Below are 20,811 nucleotides of genomic sequence, written 5' to 3' on the forward strand. Positions count from 1 at the left end.
CGCTCGTAACATTAATTGATATCGCATCACCCAATATCAAAGCCCTAAAGCATATTTCAGAGCCAATTTCTTCGCTTCACCAGCACGTTGAGCAGCCATTAACCCTAAGTTTCTTAACATCTTCAACCCCGGTAACTGTTCACTAAATGCCATATAAAATACATCCATACCCGCCTGCATGACTAAATTATCAGGCAAACGTCGGCGCTGATAACGTTTAAGTACCTCTAGTGAATGCCAAGCTCCCAGATACTCCTTTGCATGGGTAACGACTTTAAGTAAGCTGTCGACATCTCTGTAACCTAAATTCACTCCCTGCCCCGCTAAAGGATTAATGGTGTGCGCCGCATCCCCTACTAGCGCTAGCCCGTCAATCACATAGCGATTAGCATGATGACGAGTTAGAGGGAAAGCACCACATGCGACCGCGTTGACCGCCCCTAAACGCTCAGGAAAAGCCTCTGTAATCGCCTCAGTCAACTGTTCCATTGACATTGATTGTAGACGGCGAATTTTTGCTGGACTGTCATACCAAACCAATGAGGCCCAATTATCATAAAGAGGCAAAAATGCTCTAGGCCCTGACGGAAAAAATTGCTGCCATGTTTTATCTTGTTGAGGTTCATCTGTTTGAATAGTGATTAACATACAAGATTGCCGATATTGCCAACCACGGCTCCCAATGCCTGCTAACTTACGCACTTGAGAATTTGCGCCATCGGCACCTATCACTAATTTAGTTTGTAGTTCACGACCATCATCCAGTGAAACAATCCACTCTTTTTGACTATTTGACTGATAAAGATGAGTGAGCTGAGCAGGACAAATACGCTCTAGATTTTTGTATTTTTGACACTCTTGCCATAATGCCAACTGCAAGACACGGTTTTCGACCATAAAACCGAGTTCTGGTAAACCTAAATCATCTGCATCGAACAGCACGTTACTTCCCTGCTCTTCCCATGTTTCAAGCTGCCGATAAGGCGCACTGCGCATTGCTTCAACATGCTGCCAAGCACCTAATTGTTTAAGTAGGTCTACAGATGAACGACTAATGGCTGAAATACGAACATCAGGAGCACTATTCGCATCAAATGCTGTTGGTTCTGCTTTTTCTAGCAATGCAACTCGCATGCCTTCTTGAGCAAACCCTAATGCTGCCGCTGCGCCAGTCATTCCTGCCCCAACCACGACAACATCATAATTTTCTGTTAGTTTATTCATTACATTAGCTACTATTAACTGTTTGATTTACGTAGTGTACCGAAAAATTGTTACGCTAGCAGGGAATATCTCAACCTGAGACTCTGGTCACTGATGCTTCAATTGAATACAATACAGGTTAATCTTTAAAATAATGGGCGATAGTCTGTCTTTGAGGCCGCGTACCACATAGCCTATTCATCTCTAATTTAGGTTATTTTGACATTTTTCATATCATAGAGTGATGTTTGTGATCAAAAATGCGTGCGCCTTCCCAAAACAAGATAAGACTTTGGATTTATGCACAGCATACTTCGAGCTGCTACGCACAATATAATAGTTTGAATTATAGCGGGTATATGCTTTAAATAATTCAATGTACAGTTAGGCGACAAGTGAATGAGTCGCTAGGAGCATACATCAGTATGTGACTGGTGCGAATGAGCGTAGTCAACGACGCTGCAATTTGAAGTATGACGAGTATCTACTCTAAATAATTCGAAGTGCAGCTAGGCGACAAGTGAATGAGTCGCTAGGAGCATACATCAGTATGTGACTGGTGCGAATGAACGTAGTCAACGACGCTGCAATTTGAAGTATGACGAGTATACAACGCGTTTCGAAGTCCATTATACTAAGCCACTTCGAAAACACCGGATATAGACATGTCGACGAATAAAAAGTTATACATTAAAACTTGGGGCTGCCAGATGAATGAGTATGACTCATCTAAAATGGCATCATTGTTAGAAAGCACCCATGGCTATCAGATCACTGAAATTCCAGAAGAAGCTGACGTGCTCCTCCTGAATACTTGTTCAATCCGTGAAAAGGCTCAGGAAAAAGTTTTCCATCAACTTGGCCGTTGGAAATTTTTCAAAGATAACAATCCCGATATTATTATCGGTGTTGGTGGCTGTGTGGCGTCTCAAGAAGGCGATTTTATTCGCCAACGTGCACCAAGTGTCGATATTGTCTTCGGCCCACAAACCTTGCATCGTCTACCTGAAATGATTAATCAGGTAAAAGGTACACGCAGTCCAGTCATTGACATCAGTTTTCCCGAAATTGAAAAGTTTGACCGCTTGCCAGAGCCAAGAGCTGAAGGCCCAACCGCTTTCGTTTCCATTATGGAAGGCTGTAATAAATACTGTACATTCTGCGTTGTTCCTTATACTCGCGGTGAAGAAGTTAGCCGTCCATGCGATGACATCCTCTTTGAAATTGCCCAATTGGCAGCTCAAGGGGTGCGTGAAGTTAACCTACTGGGGCAAAACGTAAATGCCTACCGTGGTGCAACCTTTGATGGCGACATTTGCTCATTTGCAGAATTGATACGTCTCGTCGCTGCTATCGATGGCATCGATAGAGTGCGCTTCACGACAAGTCATCCAATTGAGTTTACTGATGATATTATTGAAGTGTATGAAGATACGCCTGAGTTAGTCAGCTACTTACATTTACCTGTACAGAGTGGCTCTGACCGTATTTTAACACTGATGAAACGCGCTCATACCGCACTTGAATACAAGGCGATTATTCGTAAATTACGTAAGGCTCGCCCTGAAATTCTAATTAGCTCTGATTTCATCGTTGGCTTCCCTGGTGAAACCAATGAAGATTTCGAAAATACCATGAAGCTAATTGCCGATGTTAATTTTGATATGAGCTTTAGTTTTGTCTATTCCGCTCGCCCAGGTACACCAGCCGCTGATCTACCTGATGATGTTAGCGAAGAAGAGAAAAAACAGCGCCTTTATCTGCTACAGCAACGCATTAACCAACAAGCAATGAGCTTTAGCCGTGCTATGTTAGGTACAGTACAACGAATTTTAGTTGAAGGCCCTTCACGTAAAAACGTTATGGAGCTTTCTGGACGTACCGAAAATAACCGTGTTGTGAACTTTGAAGGTTCACCAGATATGATTGGTAAGTTTGTCGACGTTGAGATTGTTGATGTTTATGCCAACTCTCTACGCGGTAAAGTGATCCGCACCGAAGACCAAATGGGCTTACGCGTTAACGAATCACCAGCTTCCGTCATTGCACGTACACGTAAAGAAGATGAGCTTGGCGTTGGTCGTTACCAACCTTAACGATAGGATACTCAGTGACCGATAAAAAACCGTTGCAAATCGCAACACAAGAGATCTTTCTAGAGCCCGCAGATAACCAACGCTTAATGAGCCTTTGCGGGCCATTCGATGACAATATCAAGCAGCTTGAGCGTCGCCTTGCGATTGAAATTAATCGCCGTGATAACCGCTTTAAGCTTTCAGGTAAGCCTCTTAATATCCAAGCTGCCAGTAAAATTTTACGTCAGCTGTATGTTGAAACGGCACCGATACGTGGCGTTATCCCAGATGTTGACCCTGAACACATTCATTTAGCGATATCAGAAAGTCGTGTGCTAGAACAAGCAGCGGACAGTATTCCTGATTATGGCAAAGCCGTTAATATTAAAACCAAACGCGGTGTCATCAAGCCTCGCACACCTAATCAGGCACAATATATTGCGAATATCTTGGATCATGATATTACGTTTGGTATCGGCCCAGCAGGTACAGGAAAAACTTACTTAGCGGTTGCCGCTGCCGTTGATGCACTTGAACGCCAAGAAGTACGCCGAATTCTGTTAACGCGTCCAGCTGTTGAAGCCGGTGAAAAACTCGGTTTTTTACCCGGTGATCTCAGCCAGAAAGTTGACCCTTATCTGCGTCCATTATATGACGCACTGTTTGAAATGCTGGGTTTTGAAAAAGTCGAAAAACTGATTGAACGTAATGTTATTGAAGTCGCGCCATTAGCTTATATGCGTGGTCGTACACTCAATGATGCTTTTATCATCTTAGATGAAAGCCAAAACACCACTATAGAACAGATGAAAATGTTCCTAACCCGTATAGGCTTTAACTCAAAAGCCGTTGTTACAGGGGACATTACACAGGTCGATTTACCTCGCGGTAATAAATCGGGATTACGTCATGCTATTGAAGTCCTTTCCGACGTTGATGACCTCAGCTTTAATTTCTTCCACAGCGAAGACGTTGTCCGTCACCCTGTAGTGGCTAAAGTAGTTATTGCCTATGAAAAATGGGAAGAACAAGACAACAAACGCCGTCAGCAACTTAGGGAAGAACGCGAGCAACAAAAAGAGTTAGAAAAGCAGGAACATAATTAAATGAGTGAAGTGATCCTCGATTTACAAATTGCGAGTGAAGAAACTGTAGGCTTGCCTAGCGAAGCGCTGTTTCAGCGCTGGTTAGAAGCGGTGCTATCTAAATTTCAACCACAAAGCGAGGTAACTATCCGTGTGGTTGATGAAGCAGAAAGCCACCATTTAAACCTGACATATCGAGGAAAAGATAAACCAACAAATGTGTTATCTTTTCCCTTTGAAGCACCTCCGGAAGTTGAATTGCCACTACTGGGTGACTTAATAATCTGTCGTCAAGTGGTTGAGCAAGAAGCTCTGGAACAGCAAAAAACCGCAGAAGAGCACTGGGCACACATGGTTGTACATGGTTGCCTACATCTTCTTGGCTATGATCATATTGAAGATGATGAAGCCGAAGAAATGGAAGGATTAGAAACAGAAATTTTAGCCGAATTGGGCTATGCTGATCCTTACCTTGCAGAAAAATAATGACCCACAGTCTATTTTTATGCTAAATATTATCTAAGTAATAAAAGGGTTGTGTATTTTTGGAATATGCATGGTGATGAAAGCCAATACTGGTAATTCACCATACGATAGCCGCAACCTTAACTAACCTATAATTTGAGGAATTTTTAATAAAACGCCATGAGCGACGATAACTCTTCAAGTAGTGACAACCCTGGTCCTAAGAAAGGGTTCTTTGCACTCTTAAACCACCTCTTTCACGGTGAACCTAAAAACCGTGATGATTTGGTCGAACTGATCCGTGATTCGCAACAAAACGACCTGATCGATCCCGACACCCGCGATATGCTTGAAGGTGTTATGGATATTGCCGATCAGCGAGTACGTGACATCATGATCCCACGTTCTCAGATCGTAACCTTAAAACGCAACCAAACCTTAGATGAGTGTCTTGATGTTATTATTGATTCTGCACACTCTCGTTTTCCTGTTATCAGTGAAGACAAAGATCATATTGAAGGTTTGCTGATGGCAAAAGATTTATTGCCATTTATGCGTACTGATGCAGAACCATTCAGCATTGATAAGGTGTTGCGCCAAGCGGTTGTTGTTCCTGAAAGTAAGCGCGTTGATCGGCTCTTAAAAGAGTTCCGTTCTCTGCGTTATCATATGGCAATCGTCATTGATGAATTTGGTGGTGTTTCAGGTTTAGTTACCATTGAAGATATTTTAGAGCTTATTGTTGGTGAAATTGAAGATGAATACGACGATGAGGACGATGTTGATATTCGTCAACTCAGTCAACATTCATACTCAGTGAGGGCGTTAACCCAAATTGAAGACTTCAATGATGCATTTGGCACCAGTTTCAGTGATGAAGAAGTTGATACCGTTGGCGGCCTTGTTATGCAAGCCTTCGGTCACTTACCTTCACGGGGTGAGGTTATCACCATTGATGGCTATCAATTCAAAGTTGCCATGGCTGATAGTCGTCGGATTATCTTACTACATGTAAAAATCCCTGATGACGCACCGGTACCAACCTTAGACGAAGAAAAAAGTTAATGAGCTTAACGTCATTTCATCAAAGTCAGTGGCTTAGGCTGCTACTGGCTTTAATTTTTGGAGCCAGTGGTACACTGGCTTTTTCGCCTTTTGACTTCTGGCCAGCCGCACTTCTTTCCATTCTATTCCTACAATTACTCACATTACAGCGCCCACCAAAGCAGTCTTTCTCGATTGCTTTTGCATGGGGCTTTGGCCTGTTTGGTAGTGGTGTCAATTGGGTCTATGTGAGTATTGCTGATTTTGGTGGCATGCCAGAAATCGTTAATGTGTTATTAGTCATATTACTTGCAGCCTATCTCTCTCTTTACACAGGCTTATTTGGCTATTTACTTAGCAAATTTTTCCCTAATGCCACCGTATGGCGTTTAGTATTTGCTGCACCTGCGATATGGCAAATTACTGAGTTTTTACGTGGTTGGATTCTCACTGGATTCCCATGGCTGCAATTCGGCTACAGCCAAATTGATGGTCCATTAAAGGGTCTAGCGCCAATTTTTGGCGTCGAGATGATGACACTAATCTTATTCAGTATTAGTGGATTGATTGTTTTAGCGCTTGTACGCCGCAGCTTTATACCCTTTATTGCTGCCGCTATTCTTTTGTTTGCACCTTTATTACTCAAAAGTCTTCAATGGTATACCCCACTAGGATCTAAAACCACAGAGGTTGCCTTAGTTCAAGGAAACATCCCGCAATCAATGAAGTGGGAAGCTCGCCATTTACAGCAAATTAAAGATACCTATATTAAATTATCGAGTCCCTACATTGGTAAAGCGTCTTTAATTGTTTGGCCTGAGTCAGCGGTACCTTCTGTTGAACTCGATAACCAAGCTTGGCTGAAATCGTTAGATACAGTCTTAGCAGAATCCAATACTAAGCTAATTACAGGTATTGTCGATGCTAAGCCTATTGATGGCAATTATACGTATTACAATACAATCATTGTATTAGGTGATGATAAACCGTACCTCTATCCATCAAAAAATCGTTATAACAAGCACCATTTAGTTCCTTTTGGGGAATTCGTTCCACTAGAAGATATCTTACGTCCTATCGCGCCATTCTTTAATTTACCAATGTCAGGATTTAGCCGTGGTGACTATCAACAGGCTCAATTAGCTGTTGGCAATCTTCATTTAACCGCTGCAATTTGCTATGAAATTATTCTAGGCACTCAGGTTCGCGATAATTTCAAACCTGATAGTGATTATTTATTAACCATTTCTAATGATGCATGGTTTGGTAAATCTATTGGTCCATGGCAGCATTTCCAAATGGCTAGGATGAGGGCGCTAGAGCTCGGACGTCCGCTACTCCGCGCTACCAATAATGGCGTTACTGCTATTATTCGTGCTGATGGAACCGTTCAAGCTGAATTACCTCAATTCACTGCGGCAACTTTATCAGCCTCTATCACTCCGACGACTGGTTTAACCCCCTATGCACGTTGGAGTCATTGGCCAATGTGGGGAACCGTTGTGCTATTTGGGCTATTAGCGCTATTCTTTGGCCGCCGTAAAAAAATTAGCTAATTCTAAGCTCCCTATAAAATTAGGGAGCTATTTAGCTGATAAGTAAGTTAGCCAATAAGCTGTCCTTGTGTTTTTGCAATTCCTATTGATGCAATACATCCCGCATTAAAGCGAATAAAATCATCTTCAATACCATCAGAAAAAATCACACCATTTTCAGGCATTAAAGATTCAAGTTGTAACGGCAATTGTTCATCAATAGTCCCAAAAACTAATTTAACGCCAGTTGTGTTACTCGGAAATGGTTCACGAACGGTAAATTGTAATAGTCTATCTCCCCACGCAAATCCTTTTGTTAATGGATGATCATTCGTTCCCATAATTGCTTTAGCCCCTGCTAGAATCGATTGAAACCACCCTGTAGAGCCTAGTCCAGTTGAAACAATGATCCCTGAAGAAGATTGAAACTCTTGTTCACCGTTCCATTTCATAATATAACGCGCTGATGTATGACTTTTAGGACCAATAAATAAATCATTAACCGCTAACAATGATTGCCCATCATTCGTTGTTGCTTGAGCAAAAGTCACGGATTTACTGGGCATTTTGTCTTGAAGTGTGCTCAATACGACATCATGTAACTGCCCAATTTCAAAAGGTAGTAACTTACCGTCCCAACGAGCTGGATCTGGATTAATTGCAATCACAGGTTGCCCATTTAAATACTTTAACGTATTTGCGACCAAGCCATCTTGTCCAATCACGATCACAATATCACGCTGTGAAAATTGATAACTAGGTAATAATGAACGCTCTAATAATTGAAATCTTCCTAGTGATTTAAGAATAGATTCCGCTTGTACTAACTGTTTTTGATAATGATCATGCTCCTGAAGATAATCATTCACTTCTACGTTATTATGTTCCAAATAAAATTTAGCTTGCGGCCAAGTATTAAAGCGTTCAATCAGTTCTTGTAAACGAGTTTTACGCATAATTAATACAAAGCGAATATCATCTAGCCCTTTCATGCTTTAGCCCCTTTTTTGAACATTTGGCTAAAAAGATCAGGAGAAATATTCAATTCACCTATTTTGCCTGCATTCTGTGACAGTGATTCAAACGCCATTGCCATTAACTGCTCCGGTGACATTTTAGCTAAAGCCATCGCTTTTAAGTTTTCAACAGGTAACTCACGGTAAGCTTTCATTTTTGCTTCAATGGCATATGCATCAGCATCTGATTGCGTTTTTTGGTTTTCAACGCTTAATGTTACTAGTTCATGACGTTTTGCTTCCGCATTAACTTGAGCCGTAAGCCTTTCCTGTTCTATTTCAGCCTGTTCGCGCAATAGGGTGCGTTCATTTTCCAAACGAGCTTCTTCTATTTGTTGTTGCTTATTTTGTACTGATAAATCGGTTTCTAATTCAGCTTCTTTAATCATACGCTCTTGTTCCACAGAGAATTTTCGTCTCGTATAGATGGCATCGTCAGCTTCTTTTAATATTGATTCTCTGGCTTCGGCTTCAAGCGCTTTTAATGTTTCTGGAGAAGGTGTAATCGCAGAGATTGAAACATCAAGGATATCAATTCCTAATGTTTGTAATGCCGAATGTATGGCTAACTGCTCTGTCACTTTTGCCACTAATGCTTGGCTCATTAATAGTGCATTACGCATTGAACTTGACTGTATTTGAGCTTGGATCAGCGTTTGAGCACTGCGAACGACCCTATCACTGAGTTTTAATGGATCCTCAGAAGCATAAGATTTGCCATCTTTTGTCAGGCTATAATTCAGCACTTCAGCTGTTTTCTCAGGCTCACTAATCTGAAACGAAATTTGCCCCTGAATACGTAGGCTTTGAAAGTCTGCTGTTTGTAAATTAAAAATAAATGGGGCTTCTAACGCATTCAATGGTAATGCAGCAATAGATGTGGTCGCTGAATTGTACCAAAAGCTTAACCCTTTCCCCTGTTTAATCACTTTTCCATTAACGGACTTGATAATAAACGTTGATGAATCTGCTTTAAAATAATTAATGTTTAACATAGTCAACCTCGTTAGTGTCTTTTTGACAATAACAAATTATTGTCTTATAGACACCAACATGTCAAGCAGTAAGTGTCTTAATGACACAAATAATTTTTTAACGTATAATCTCACTTATCAATTAATCAATAAGTGGTGGTTCTAACATCATGAATGAACATCAGTATTTGTCTGAATATGATCGAAAAGCCTATCCTTCTCCTCTTATAAGCGTAGATGCGGTGCTGTTTACGTATCATGAGGAAACATTAAAAGTGTTATTAGTAGAAAGAGCTAACCATCCTGATAAAGGAATGTGGGGGCTACCGGGCGGATTTATTGATGAACAGCAGGACAATACACTTGAACAAACGATACTACGTAAATTAAAAGAAAAAACTGGCGTGATCCCTCCCTATATTGAGCAATTGAATACTATCGGCAATAATTATCGTGATAAACGAGGCTGGTCTGTCACCGTTTGTTATACCGCTCTCATCGCTTATCAAGCATGCCAACACTATATTAATAGCGTTAGCTCAGTAAGATGGGTGTCTATTCAAGAAATCGAAAGTATGCAACTCGCTTTTGACCATCACCAACTTTACCAGATAGCGCGTGAACGATTAAAACAAAAATCCTTGTACTCCATTGTTCCTGGTTTCGCTTTGCCTGATGTTTTCACGTTGACTGAGTTACAGCATGTCCATGAAGTTTTGATTGGTAAAACACTACAGAAAAAATCATTCCGCCGCCGTTTGGAGCAAGCGGATTTGTTGATTGATACGGGTGAAAAAAGGCAAGAAACAGGTAGGCCTGCTAATTTATATCGTCTAAAGCCAGAATCGGCTGATTATCGCTTTATTCGTAATTTGGAATTTTAATCAAATAAAACAAAGCCCTCTTTAAGCACCAACTCAAAGAGGGCTATCGGTTAGCTTAAAAAGAAGCCATCCACATACGTGCTTTAAGTCCCCAATAGCTAGTATAACCACTGGTAAAACTGACCATTTCACCATTATCAATAATCATAAATGATGGCGTCGCACTGATGCCGACTGCATTTGCCAACACACCATTAATATCATTGATAACGGGGAATTTAAGCTCTTTCTTTGCCATTCCTGTGAGTAGTCGTTGGCTATCTCCAGAGCGGATAGCCACAGAAATCACAGGAACCCCTGATTGCGCTAAATCAGCTACCGTGGGCGAGGTCATTTTACATACTCCGCACCACGTCGCCCAAAAATAGACCAAAACAGGTTGTTCTTTACTTAACTCAGCTAGCGAGACGGTTTCCCCTGTCGCCAACACTTGAGGCTCAAGTAAAACAGGGGCTAGGCTTTCAGGTTTGCGCCAAAAATCCATTACAGTAAAAACGATGAAGATGATCACCACTAAACCAATAATTTCTTTTGACCACTTTTTCAGTCTAGCCATAATTCCCTTATTTCACTTTCGCTAATTGCTCTTTCACAATCGCTTCTAATTGTTGCGAATCAATCGCACCTGGAATAATAGTGTCACCAACTAATGTGGCTGGCGTTCCATTAACCCCCAGTTTTTCAGCTAACATCATGTTAGTACGAATAGTCTCGGCACTCTTCTCATTAGCTACCAGCTTTTCATTGCCTGTAGCCTTCAGAGCTTGTTTGATATTTTCATCCGTTAACATACCTTGCTTTTGCATGAATTTTTGGTGCAATGCTTGGAATGCTTTTGGATCATTTTGCCAAAGAGTTAGAGCCAATTGTGAAGACTCAAGAGATGTTTGCCCTTTAAATGGTAATGGCTTGATCACTACGGCAACATCTGGGTGTTTTTTAATCAACTCTTCAAGTTGAGGATCAAAACGCTTACAGAATGGGCAGTTATAATCCGTAAAGTTGACTAAAACTAGTTTTGCATCTTTCGCGCCAAGGCGTGGACTTGCAGGATCATTAAATAGATTGTCATGCTCAGCCTTAATCGTGGACTTTACCTGAGCTTGCTGTTTTTCACCTTGCTTCGCCTGTAAGGCAACAATCGCTTCTTCTAAAATTTCAGGGTTCTCAACTAAGGTATCACGTACAAGTTTACGCACTTGCGCTTCTTGGTCTGCCGTTAACGGAGCCGCATGCGCAGTTGCACCTAACATTAATGATGAAAATAGAACGGCTAAAATTGTTTTTTTCATTTTTCGGCTCCTTTGGCCTCATTCATAATTGATAATAAAACTTCACGATCAAGTATTGTTGACAGTATTTCACCCTCCGCCAACTTAGGGCCATAAACTTGGTTAAATGGAACAGCGACTTGTCCGCGTTTTTGTAAAAATGCGGTGATCTCGGGTGAGGGTTTAGTCCAATCACCTCTAAGTGCCACAACATCAGGTTCATTTAATGCCTGTTGGATATCATCTCGCAATAAGACATTATATTTATTTGCTTTACAGGTCACACACCAATCTGCGGTAACATCAATAAATACCCGCTTATTTTCTGACAGAGCCTGTTCGATTGCTTCTTCGCTCAGTGGTTGCCAGTTCACCGTATCTTGAACAATGGCACGGCTTCCTGTCGTTTCATCCATCGTCGCCCAAGTAAACCCTACGCCAATCAAGATGAATAACAACAACGAATATATTCCCGCGCGTAAGCTATATTTTTTGCCAATAAATATAGCTAACAATAATAAAAAGATAATTGAGATTGCTAGTGTATAGGTTTCACCAAAGTGTGGGATCAGCAGGCTCATCAACCATAAACATGATAATAGCATCATCAATCCTAATACTATTCTCAGCTTATTCATCCACGCACCAGGCTTAGGTAATAAACGTGAAATCGCAGGAAAAGCGGCAATAAGTAGCCATGGCAAGCTCATTCCTAGCCCTAAAGCAGTGAAGACTAACCATAATTCGTCAAGAGGTGCTGCGAGCGCAAATGCCACTGCCGTTCCCAAGAAAGGTGCTGAGCATGGTGTCGCGAGTAATGTTGCAAAGACGCCTTGCCAAAAATGCCCACTATTCCCTTGTCCACCTGTTGTGGCTAAGCGAGTGCTTGCTTTACTACCTAAATGAATTTCAAACAAACCAAATAGATTAGCCGTAAAAGCAGCAGTGATGAGAACCATGAATCCAATAAACCATGGATTTTGGAATTGGATCCCCCAACCAACAGCTTGTTGCCCCGCACGTAAGAGCGTCATTAATAACGCAAGTAGCCAGAAAGAAACTAAGATCCCCGAAGAAGATAAGAGGAATTGTCGACGAATGGTTTTTTGTTCCCCTTGTGGCACCATCAAAATTGAACCCAATTTCATGGCTAACACAGGAAGAACACAAGGCATTAGGTTTAAAATTAAACCACCCAATAATGCAAACGCGAGGATCTGCCATAGAGGGATCGCGTTCGCTCCGTTTTGAGTAATGGTTCCAGTAAACGGTTCAATTTTAGCTGTGACTTGTTGTGATAAATCGCCATCTGTCACAACAAAAGAGAAATTTTGGCCCGTTAAATCAGGCGCTTTATCCCCCCAATCATCGCTAACCTTGACTGTTGCCGTTAGCATATCACCTGAAGATTGGATCTCAGGAACGCCAAGTGTTGTACCCTCAGGGGTATCAGTAAAAACTGCGGCGTCTTTGCCCCAAGGCTCGCCCGCTATCTTTTGCAGCTCGACGACTAAGCTATCTCCCGTAAAACCGACCTTCTGACTTTGTGTTAACCCTGTCGTTGGTGGAACACTCCCCATCGCTTGATTAAATGCCCACTCAAAATTACTTGGCGCAGGTTCAGTTAAATCAAGTTCAAAAGGATAGTCAGTCAAAATACACACATTGCTGCATGTTGATAATGTTAAGGTACCTGTGAGTTTATCCAATTTTTCCGTTGCATCAACAATGATAGGAAAAACGACATCCCCCATATATCCTTGTGTTGATATGCCTGCGACATCAAAGCGACCCGGTGCTGGCCAAAGCCATTGCATGTCCTTTATTGGTGATTTCCAATCGATTTCAGGCGCTATTCCGCCTTCTCCTGGAGAACGCCAATAGGTTTTCCACCCATCTTGCAGCTGAACATCCAATAATAAAGTAACTTTCCCATCTTTTTGGGAAGCACTTAATAAACGCACTTGTGCGTGATCATTATGTTGATCAGTTAACCAGCCTGTATCAGCAGCGAATACACTGCCCACAAACAAAGCAATTAACATAATGAAAGAATTAATTACAAAACGCATGTTTCCTCCAGAATAATATACACCAATAAGCTAAACGCGCTGGTGTTCTAATCCCGAAGATTACAAAATTGTAAATGGAGCCTAACTCTTGGCGGGGGGCGTTTATCTTCACGATTTGCTCGACGTGAGAACAGCTGACTGCAAAAGGCACTCAATGCTGCAATTGAGAGAAATAGAAAGAAAAATGGCTCAATAACCGCAGGGCTTAAGGTCAGCAATGACTTCGCGCTCAACTCACAAGTAGAAAGATGAGAGCCTTTTTCAACGGACTGTTCCGCCTGAAAAATAGTAGATGGGGAATACGTTTGCACGGGTATCACTGTAGCTTGAGACGAAAACTGGGCGACAAGGCGCTCTCCGACGGCTCTTTGGTTCATACAAAGTAACACCATCAGACAGGCGAATAACACTAATCCTTTGCCTAATTTAAGTTGCCTGTTCATGTTTGTCTCTATTTATTCATCCTGAATACACACACGACTAAGTGATGATTGATTATTATACTCATCATACTCCAAGCTACATCATGTTGTGGGCGGCTTGTTGGTTACACTTACCCACACTAGCCCCGACTTATCGTAGGCTGCCAGCGATTCATTTAATTTATTAGTCGCTTAACTGTATCTTGAACTATTTAGAGCTACAACACTAAAAATTAACCAATTTGCTAAAGGTTACATCTTACACAGCAAATAACACGGTACAAGCAGCATCATCTAACTTTACAAAACCTCATCGCATTTCTTTGAGCTTTTTCTGAAAAATTTGGCACGTAATATGCTTTATCCCTTCTAGATATCAGAAAATAGAATCGTTTTTCACTATTAAGGTGCATGAATATCCTTTTAAAGACGTGTTTTCCTCGTATTAGTGCAACAAATTAGGATCTGCCCAAATAATATGCGAGACAGCTCCCGATTTTGAAACAATTCATTTTCATTGTTTAACATTTTTCTTTAATTTTTAACAATAATAAAACATATAGCGGATAATCGCGCGCTCAACCGAATCTTTGAGACATCCGCCAGCACACGAACATAACAAAAACGAGACAGATCCCCGATCTCAAAAAGGAGTTGTAACTATGCGTATGAGCAAGATTGTACTATCGATGATGGTGTTAGGTGCAACCTGTGCTGTTCAAGCTGAAGAGCTAACAGGCACACTGAAAAAAATTAATGACAACGGCGTGATCGTTGTTGGACATCGAGAATCATCTGTTCCATTTTCTTATTACGACAATAGCCAAAAGGTTGTTGGCTACTCTCAAGATTACTCCAACGAAATCGTCGATGCGGTTAAAAAGAAACTAAATAAACCTAACCTTGAAGTTAAATTAATTCCTATTACATCACAAAACCGTATACCTCTACTGCAAAACGGCACTTATGACTTTGAGTGCGGCTCAACCACTAATAACTTAGAAAGACAAAAACAAGCAGCTTTCTCCAATACCATTTTCGTTGTGGGCACACGCCTTCTGACTAAAAACGACTCAGGTATTAAAGACTTTCCTGATTTAGCAGGTAAAAACGTCGTCGTTACCTCTGGTACCACTTCAGAAGTTCTATTGAATAAACTGAACGATGAAAAAAATATGAAAATGCGCATCATCAGTGCAAAAGATCATGGTGATTCATTCCGTACCCTTGAATCAGGCCGTGCTGTTGCCTTTATGATGGATGATGCACTGTTAGCCGGTGAACGAGCAAAAGCGAAGAAACCCGATATTTGGGAAATCGTAGGTAAGCCACAAACAGAAGAAGCTTACGGTTGTATGCTACGTAAAGATGACCCTGAATTCAAAGCACTGGTTGATGAAACGATTGCAAAAACACAAACAACAGGTGCTGCGGAGAAATCTTTTGATCGCTGGTTCAACCAACCTATTCCACCAAAAAATCTTAACTTGAAATTTACTTTGTCAGATGAAATGAAAACGCTCTTCAAATCACCAAATGACAAAGCGCTTAACTAGTTAATTAATTAAACAAATAATAAGACAAACAGGGTGTTACTGAAGTGAGAATTGCAAGGCGATCGTTCCCGCCTTGCACTTTCTTACCAGTAGTAGGGTCAATCTAATTGCCCACAGGAAGTAGAATTATGTCAATTGATTGGAATTGGGGGATTTTCCTACAGGAAGCCCCGTTTGGGAATACCACCTATTTAGGGTGGCTAATATCTGGCTTAGAAGTTACTGTCGCACTCTCTATCTGCGCTTGGATCATTGCTTTTCTTGTTGGCTCATTTTTTGGCATTCTACGCACGGTTCCCAATCGCTTTCTGGCGATGATAGGCACGGTGTATGTGGAATTATTTCGTAATGTCCCTTTAATTGTTCAATTCTTTACATGGTATTTAGTGATCCCTGAGCTGTTGCCTCAATCAATCGGCGACTGGTTTAAAATGGATTTGGATCCTAATTATCAATTCTTTATTTCTTCTATGTTGTGCCTTGGTTTATTTACCGCTGCTCGGATGACAGAGCAAGTTAGAGCAGCTATCCAATCACTACCTAGAGGGCAAAAGAACGCAGGCTTAGCGATGGGGTTAACACTGCCACAAACTTATCGTTATGTGCTGCTCCCTAATGCTTACAGGGTCATTTTGCCACCCATGACATCTGAAATGCTCAACTTGGTGAAGAACTCCGCCATTGCATCAACTATCGGGTTGGTTGATATGGCAGCACAAGCCGGTAAATTACTCGATTACTCAGCACATGCTTGGGAATCATTCACTGCCATCACTATCGCCTACGTCGGTATTAACTTAGTAATTATGTTATTAATGAGCCTACTTGAACGTAAAGTTCGCTTACCTGGCACATTAGGAGGGCGATAATATGTTCTATGATTTCGATTGGAGCTCGATTGCCCCAAGTTGGCCATTTCTACTTGATGGGTTAGTCGTTACCGCTAAAATTACCATTACCGCTATCGTCGTTGGGATCTTGTGGGGGACCGTCCTCGCAGTGATGCGTTTATCAACATTTAAGCCAATCAGCTGGTTTGCCGCCCTATACGTCAACACCTTCCGCTCAATCCCATTAGTCATGGTGTTGTTGTGGTTCTATCTGATTGTGCCTAACTTAGTCCAAAATGTTCTAGGCTTATCACCAAAAAGTGATATCCGTTTAATTTCAGCGATGGTAGCCTTCTCACTTTTTGAAGCGGCGTATTACTCTGAAATTATTCGAGCTGGTATTCAAAGTATCTCAAGGGGTCAAGCCTCTGCTGCACTAGCTCTCGGTATGACGCAAATGCAAACAATGAGGTTAGTCATTCTACCTCAAGCCTTTAAGGCCATGGTTCCTCTGTTATTGACACAAGGTATCGTGCTATTTCAGGACTCCTCATTAGTCTATGTACTGAGTCTAACCGACTTCTTCCGCACCGCGACTAATATCGGTGAACGTGACGGTACACAAGTAGAAATGATATTGTTTGCAGGTTTCGTGTATTTTATTATCAGTTTCGGCGCTTCCATGCTGGTGAATTATCTTAAGAAAAGGACTGTTTCATGATTACCCTGAAAAATATATCCAAATGGTATGGCCAGTTTCAGGTACTCACTGACTGCACAACTGAAGTCAAAAAAGGCGAAGTCGTCGTTGTCTGTGGGCCATCAGGCTCTGGTAAATCCACACTAATAAAAACAGTGAATGGTCTTGAGCCCGTTCAACAGGGTGAAATTTTTGTAAATGGTATCCAAGTCAATGATAAAAAAACCGATTTGGCAAAACTTCGCTCTAAAGTAGGTATGGTGTTCCAACACTTTGAGTTGTTCCCTCACCTATCGATTATTGAAAATTTAACCCTTGCACAAATCAAGGTGTTAAATCGCAACAAAAAAGAGGCTGAAGCAAAGGGGTTAAAATTACTTGAACGCGTTGGGTTATCAAGCCATGCCAATAAGTTTCCATCCCAACTCTCAGGTGGGCAACAACAGCGTGTTGCCATCGCGCGTGCATTATGTATGGATCCTGTTGCGATGCTGTTTGATGAACCTACCTCTGCACTTGACCCTGAGATGATCAATGAAGTGCTTGATGTTATGGTAGAGCTAGCGAATGAAGGGATGACGATGATGGTCGTGACTCATGAAATGGGCTTTGCTAAAAAGGTTGCCAATCGAGTGATCTTTATGGATGAAGGGAGAATTGTCGAGGACAGTAAAAAAGAAGATTTCTTCGCTAACCCACAATCAGACAGAGCAAAAGATTTCCTTGCTAAGATCCTGCATTAATACTGGCTAAATTATAATTAAATCGTGCTATTAGGAAGCCTCAATTAAACAAAAACTGAGGCTTCTTTGTTAAACACCGATTGTCAATGCATCTATTCCAGTAATATCTTCATTTTTTTCGGTAAAATGCTATCAATCCTCGCGTTTTTTGGTTAAGTTGTGGGGTTATCAGACTAAAGATTCTGACTCCGTTCCCTGAAACGATATCCAGCTTCCCCCTCCGGTTCAGCTAATCAACTATTGTTGTTTTAGGGCATGATCCGCTATGCTATGCGGATCTAAATTAGAGAAAGTCATTAACGCTACTGAGTAGCATTTATTCACCATAGGATTATCGGTGCCATGCAAGAACAATATCGTCCAGAAGATATAGAGCCTAAAGTACAGCGTCACTGGGATGAAAAGTCCACATTCAAAGTGATTGAAGACAACAGCAAAGAGAAATACTACTGCCTGTCCATGCTACCTTACCCTTCTGGTCGACTACACATGGGCCACGTACGTAACTACACTATGGGTGATGTTATCTCCCGTTATCAGCGTTTGTTAGGTAAAAATGTCCTGCAACCAATAGGTTGGGATGCTTTTGGTCTACCTGCTGAAGGGGCTGCGGTTAAGAACAAAACGGCTCCGGCTCCATGGACTTATGCCAATATTGAATACATGAAAGGCCAACTAAGAATGTTGGGCTTTGGTTACGATTGGGATCGTGAAGTCACAACTTGTACTCCTGAATACTATCGTTGGGAGCAATGGTTCTTCACAAAACTGTATGAAAAAGGTTTAGTTTACAAAAAAACTTCCGCAGTAAACTGGTGCCCACACGATTTAACTGTACTGGCTAACGAACAAGTCATTGATGGTTGCTGCTGGCGCTGTGACACAGCCGTTGAGCGCAAAGAAATTCCTCAGTGGTTTATTAAAATCACCGCTTACGCAGAAGAATTGCTCAACGATCTGGATACTTTGGATGATTGGCCTGAACAAGTCAAAACCATGCAACGTAACTGGATTGGGCGTTCTGAAGGGGTTGAAATCACCTTTGATGTTGCTGATCGTAACGATAAATTAACCGTATACACTACACGCCCAGATACCTTTATGGGTGCAACTTATGTTGCAGTTGCTGCCGGTCACCCTCTGGCCCAAGAGGCCGCAGAGAAAAACGCGGCTTTAGCTGATTTTATTGAAGAATGCCGTAGTACCAAAACAGCAGAAGCTGATATGGCAACGATGGATAAAAAAGGCATGGCAACGGGCTTTTATGTTATCCATCCACTGACACAAGAAAAATTGCCAATTTGGGTAGCTAACTTTGTCTTAATGGAATACGGTACTGGTGCTGTTATGGCAGTTCCTGCTCACGACCAACGTGACTGGGAATTTGCCCACAAATATAATTTGCCACTAAAAGCGGTTATTGCTGATGCTGAAGGTAATACACCGGATATTTCTCAAGAAGCGATGACAGAAAAATTTGCGCTGATTAACTCAGGCGAATTTAGCGGATTAGACAATGCTGCTGGCTTTAACGCAATCGCTGATAAATTGGTTGCTATTGGCGCAGGTCAACGCAAAGTTAATTATCGCTTACGTGATTGGGGTGTATCTCGCCAACGTTACTGGGGCGCACCAATTCCTATGGCAACACTGGAAGATGGTACGGTTGTGCCTGTTCCTGAAGATCAATTGCCAGTGGTTCTGCCTGAAGACGTTGTAATGGATGGCATCACTAGCCCAATTAAAGCCGATCCTGAGTGGGCAAAAACCACAATTAACGGCCAGCCAGCACTGCGCGAAACAGATACCTTTGACACCTTTATGGAGTCTTCTTGGTATTATGCACGCTACACTTGCCCACAATATGATGAAGGCATGTTAGATCCTGCTGCGGCAAACTACTGGCTGCCAGTTGACCAATACATTGGTGGTATTGAACACGCCATCATGCACTTAATGTATTTCCGTTTCTTCCATAAACTGATGCGTGATGCAGGTTTAGTGAATTCAGATGAACCCGCTAAACGCTTGCTGTGCCAAGGTATGGTATTGGCTGATGCCTTCTACTACACCGGTAGTGATGGCCAACGTGTTTGGGTTTCACCGGCAGATGCTATCGTTGAGCGTGATGAGAAGAGCCGTATAATCAAAGCCGTTGATAACGAAGGACATGAACTGGTCTATACCGGTATGAGCAAAATGTCTAAATCTAAAAACAACGGTATCGACCCGCAATTGATGGTTGAAAAATACGGTGCTGATACCGTACGTCTGTTCATGATGTTTGCGGCACCACCTGAATTGACACTGGAATGGCAGGAATCAAGCGTTGAAGGTGCAAACCGCTTTGTTCGTCGTGTATGGCGTATTGTGCATGAGCATACCCAAAAAGGTGCAACACAACCGCTTGATATTAATGCACTAACAACTGAGCAAAAAGACTTACGTCGTGATCTGCATAAAACCATTGCTAAAGTTACTGATGACTTTGCTCGCCGTTATGCTTTTAACACAGCTATCGCAGCTATTATGGAGTTCATGAACAAGTTAGTTCGTGCACCACAAGAAACTGAACAAGATCGTGCATTAGTGCAAGAATCACTTGAAGCAATCACCTTGATGCTATCACCAATCATTCCACATGCTTGTTTTGAAATGTGGAAAGCATTAGGTCACACTGATGATATCGATTTTGCAAGCTGGCCGGTCGCTGATGAAAAAGCGATGATTGACGATACCAAATTAGTCGTTATCCAAGTCAATGGTAAAGTACGTGGTCGTATCACAGTACCTGCTGATGCTGTTCAAGATTATGTTCTGGATATGGCTTCAAAAGAAGGTAGTGTGTCTAAATACCTTGAAAACGTCACGATCCGTAAAGTGATTTATGTTCCGGGTAAATTACTGAACTTAGTTGTTGGCTGATAAGGAGGCCA

The 20,811-nt window shown here is 41.7% G+C and carries 18 protein-coding genes; 11 read left to right on the top strand and 7 right to left on the bottom strand.

Features of this window, described 5'->3' with window-relative positions; all coding sequences use genetic code 11:
* Window positions 1-36 precede the first annotated feature (36 nt).
* Window positions 37-1,224 carry a 3-demethoxyubiquinol 3-hydroxylase gene (gene ubiF, locus JI723_RS15350; RefSeq protein WP_070925052.1) on the bottom strand — a complete coding sequence of 396 codons (1,188 nt, stop codon included), beginning with the start codon at window positions 1,222-1,224 and terminating at the stop codon, window positions 37-39.
* A gap of 644 nt (window positions 1,225-1,868) precedes the next feature.
* Here ubiF and miaB point away from each other — a divergent pair.
* From miaB to lnt, 5 genes are all read left to right on the top strand, one after another.
* Window positions 1,869-3,299: a tRNA (N6-isopentenyl adenosine(37)-C2)-methylthiotransferase MiaB gene (gene miaB, locus JI723_RS15355; protein WP_140182786.1), complete on the top strand. Its 1,431-nt coding sequence runs from the start codon at window positions 1,869-1,871 to the stop codon at window positions 3,297-3,299.
* A gap of 86 nt (window positions 3,300-3,385) precedes the next feature.
* The gene (locus JI723_RS15360; RefSeq protein WP_272581317.1) at window positions 3,386-4,384 is read left to right on the top strand and encodes a PhoH family protein; all 999 of its coding nucleotides are present in this window, start codon (window positions 3,386-3,388) and stop codon (window positions 4,382-4,384) included.
* Window positions 4,385-4,849, top strand: a complete 465-nt coding sequence (ybeY, locus tag JI723_RS15365; protein ID WP_272581309.1) for an rRNA maturation RNase YbeY — start codon at window positions 4,385-4,387, stop codon at window positions 4,847-4,849. It begins immediately after the preceding gene.
* A 159-nt stretch (window positions 4,850-5,008) separates the two neighbouring features.
* Window positions 5,009-5,893, top strand: a complete 885-nt coding sequence (gene corC, locus JI723_RS15370) for a CNNM family magnesium/cobalt transport protein CorC (RefSeq protein ID WP_070925053.1) — start codon at window positions 5,009-5,011, stop codon at window positions 5,891-5,893.
* Complete coding sequence (gene lnt / locus JI723_RS15375) at window positions 5,893-7,428, top strand: apolipoprotein N-acyltransferase (RefSeq protein WP_272581310.1); 1,536 nt, start codon at window positions 5,893-5,895, stop codon at window positions 7,426-7,428. Before corC ends, lnt begins: the two co-directional genes overlap by 1 nt.
* A 47-nt stretch (window positions 7,429-7,475) precedes the next feature.
* On the opposite strand, the gene JI723_RS15380 is transcribed toward lnt, so the two are convergent.
* Window positions 7,476-8,399, bottom strand: coding sequence for a diacylglycerol kinase catalytic domain-containing protein (locus JI723_RS15380; protein WP_070925055.1), 924 nt, complete (start codon window positions 8,397-8,399; stop codon window positions 7,476-7,478).
* Window positions 8,396-9,418, bottom strand: a complete 1,023-nt coding sequence (locus tag JI723_RS15385; RefSeq protein ID WP_319068931.1) for an SPFH domain-containing protein — start codon at window positions 9,416-9,418, stop codon at window positions 8,396-8,398. Before JI723_RS15385 ends, JI723_RS15380 begins: the two co-directional genes overlap by 4 nt.
* 149 nt (window positions 9,419-9,567) lie before the next feature.
* Between JI723_RS15385 and JI723_RS15390 the strand changes: the two genes are divergently transcribed.
* Entirely contained in the window at window positions 9,568-10,281 is a 714-nt protein-coding gene (locus JI723_RS15390; protein WP_272581311.1) for an NUDIX hydrolase, read from the top strand.
* Between the two features lie 55 nt (window positions 10,282-10,336).
* On the opposite strand, the gene JI723_RS15395 is transcribed toward JI723_RS15390, so the two are convergent.
* Genes JI723_RS15395 through JI723_RS15410 form a run of 4 tightly spaced genes read right to left on the bottom strand, consistent with a single transcriptional unit; the run spans window position 10,337 to window position 14,067 of the window.
* Entirely contained in the window at window positions 10,337-10,837 is a 501-nt protein-coding gene (locus JI723_RS15395; protein ID WP_070925058.1) for a protein disulfide oxidoreductase, read from the bottom strand.
* Between the two features lie 7 nt (window positions 10,838-10,844).
* On the bottom strand, window positions 10,845-11,573 hold the full coding sequence (locus JI723_RS15400; protein WP_337979546.1) for a DsbA family protein: 729 nt from the start codon (window positions 11,571-11,573) through the stop codon (window positions 10,845-10,847).
* On the bottom strand, window positions 11,570-13,624 hold the full coding sequence (locus JI723_RS15405) for a protein-disulfide reductase DsbD family protein (protein ID WP_272581312.1): 2,055 nt from the start codon (window positions 13,622-13,624) through the stop codon (window positions 11,570-11,572). The genes JI723_RS15400 and JI723_RS15405 overlap by 4 nt, the downstream gene beginning before the upstream one ends.
* 47 nt (window positions 13,625-13,671) lie before the next feature.
* On the bottom strand, window positions 13,672-14,067 hold the full coding sequence (locus JI723_RS15410) for a metal resistance protein (RefSeq protein ID WP_070925061.1): 396 nt from the start codon (window positions 14,065-14,067) through the stop codon (window positions 13,672-13,674).
* Window positions 14,068-14,708: 641 nt separating this feature from the next.
* On the opposite strand from JI723_RS15410, the gene JI723_RS15415 reads away from it, so the two are divergent.
* The 5 genes from JI723_RS15415 to leuS all read left to right on the top strand — a co-directional run bounded on the left by JI723_RS15415 (window position 14,709) and on the right by leuS (window position 20,800).
* Window positions 14,709-15,602: an amino acid ABC transporter substrate-binding protein gene (locus tag JI723_RS15415; protein ID WP_070925062.1), complete on the top strand. Its 894-nt coding sequence runs from the start codon at window positions 14,709-14,711 to the stop codon at window positions 15,600-15,602.
* Window positions 15,603-15,730: 128 nt separating this feature from the next.
* Window positions 15,731-16,471 (top strand): amino acid ABC transporter permease, encoded by a 741-nt coding sequence (locus JI723_RS15420; protein WP_140182792.1) that lies wholly within the window; start codon window positions 15,731-15,733, stop codon window positions 16,469-16,471.
* 1 nt (window position 16,472) lies between these two features.
* The gene (gene gltK, locus JI723_RS15425; RefSeq protein ID WP_070925064.1) at window positions 16,473-17,153 is read left to right on the top strand and encodes a glutamate/aspartate ABC transporter permease GltK; all 681 of its coding nucleotides are present in this window, start codon (window positions 16,473-16,475) and stop codon (window positions 17,151-17,153) included.
* Window positions 17,150-17,875 (top strand): amino acid ABC transporter ATP-binding protein, encoded by a 726-nt coding sequence (locus tag JI723_RS15430; RefSeq protein WP_070925065.1) that lies wholly within the window; start codon window positions 17,150-17,152, stop codon window positions 17,873-17,875. Before gltK ends, JI723_RS15430 begins: the two co-directional genes overlap by 4 nt.
* Before the next feature lie 342 nt (window positions 17,876-18,217).
* A complete protein-coding gene (gene leuS, locus JI723_RS15435; protein ID WP_337979547.1) occupies window positions 18,218-20,800 on the top strand; it encodes a leucine--tRNA ligase in 2,583 nt (860 codons plus the stop codon).
* The last annotated feature ends 11 nt before the right edge of the window (window positions 20,801-20,811 follow it).

Source organism: Providencia manganoxydans (genome assembly GCF_016618195.1).
Classification (GTDB): domain Bacteria; phylum Pseudomonadota; class Gammaproteobacteria; order Enterobacterales; family Enterobacteriaceae; genus Providencia; species Providencia manganoxydans.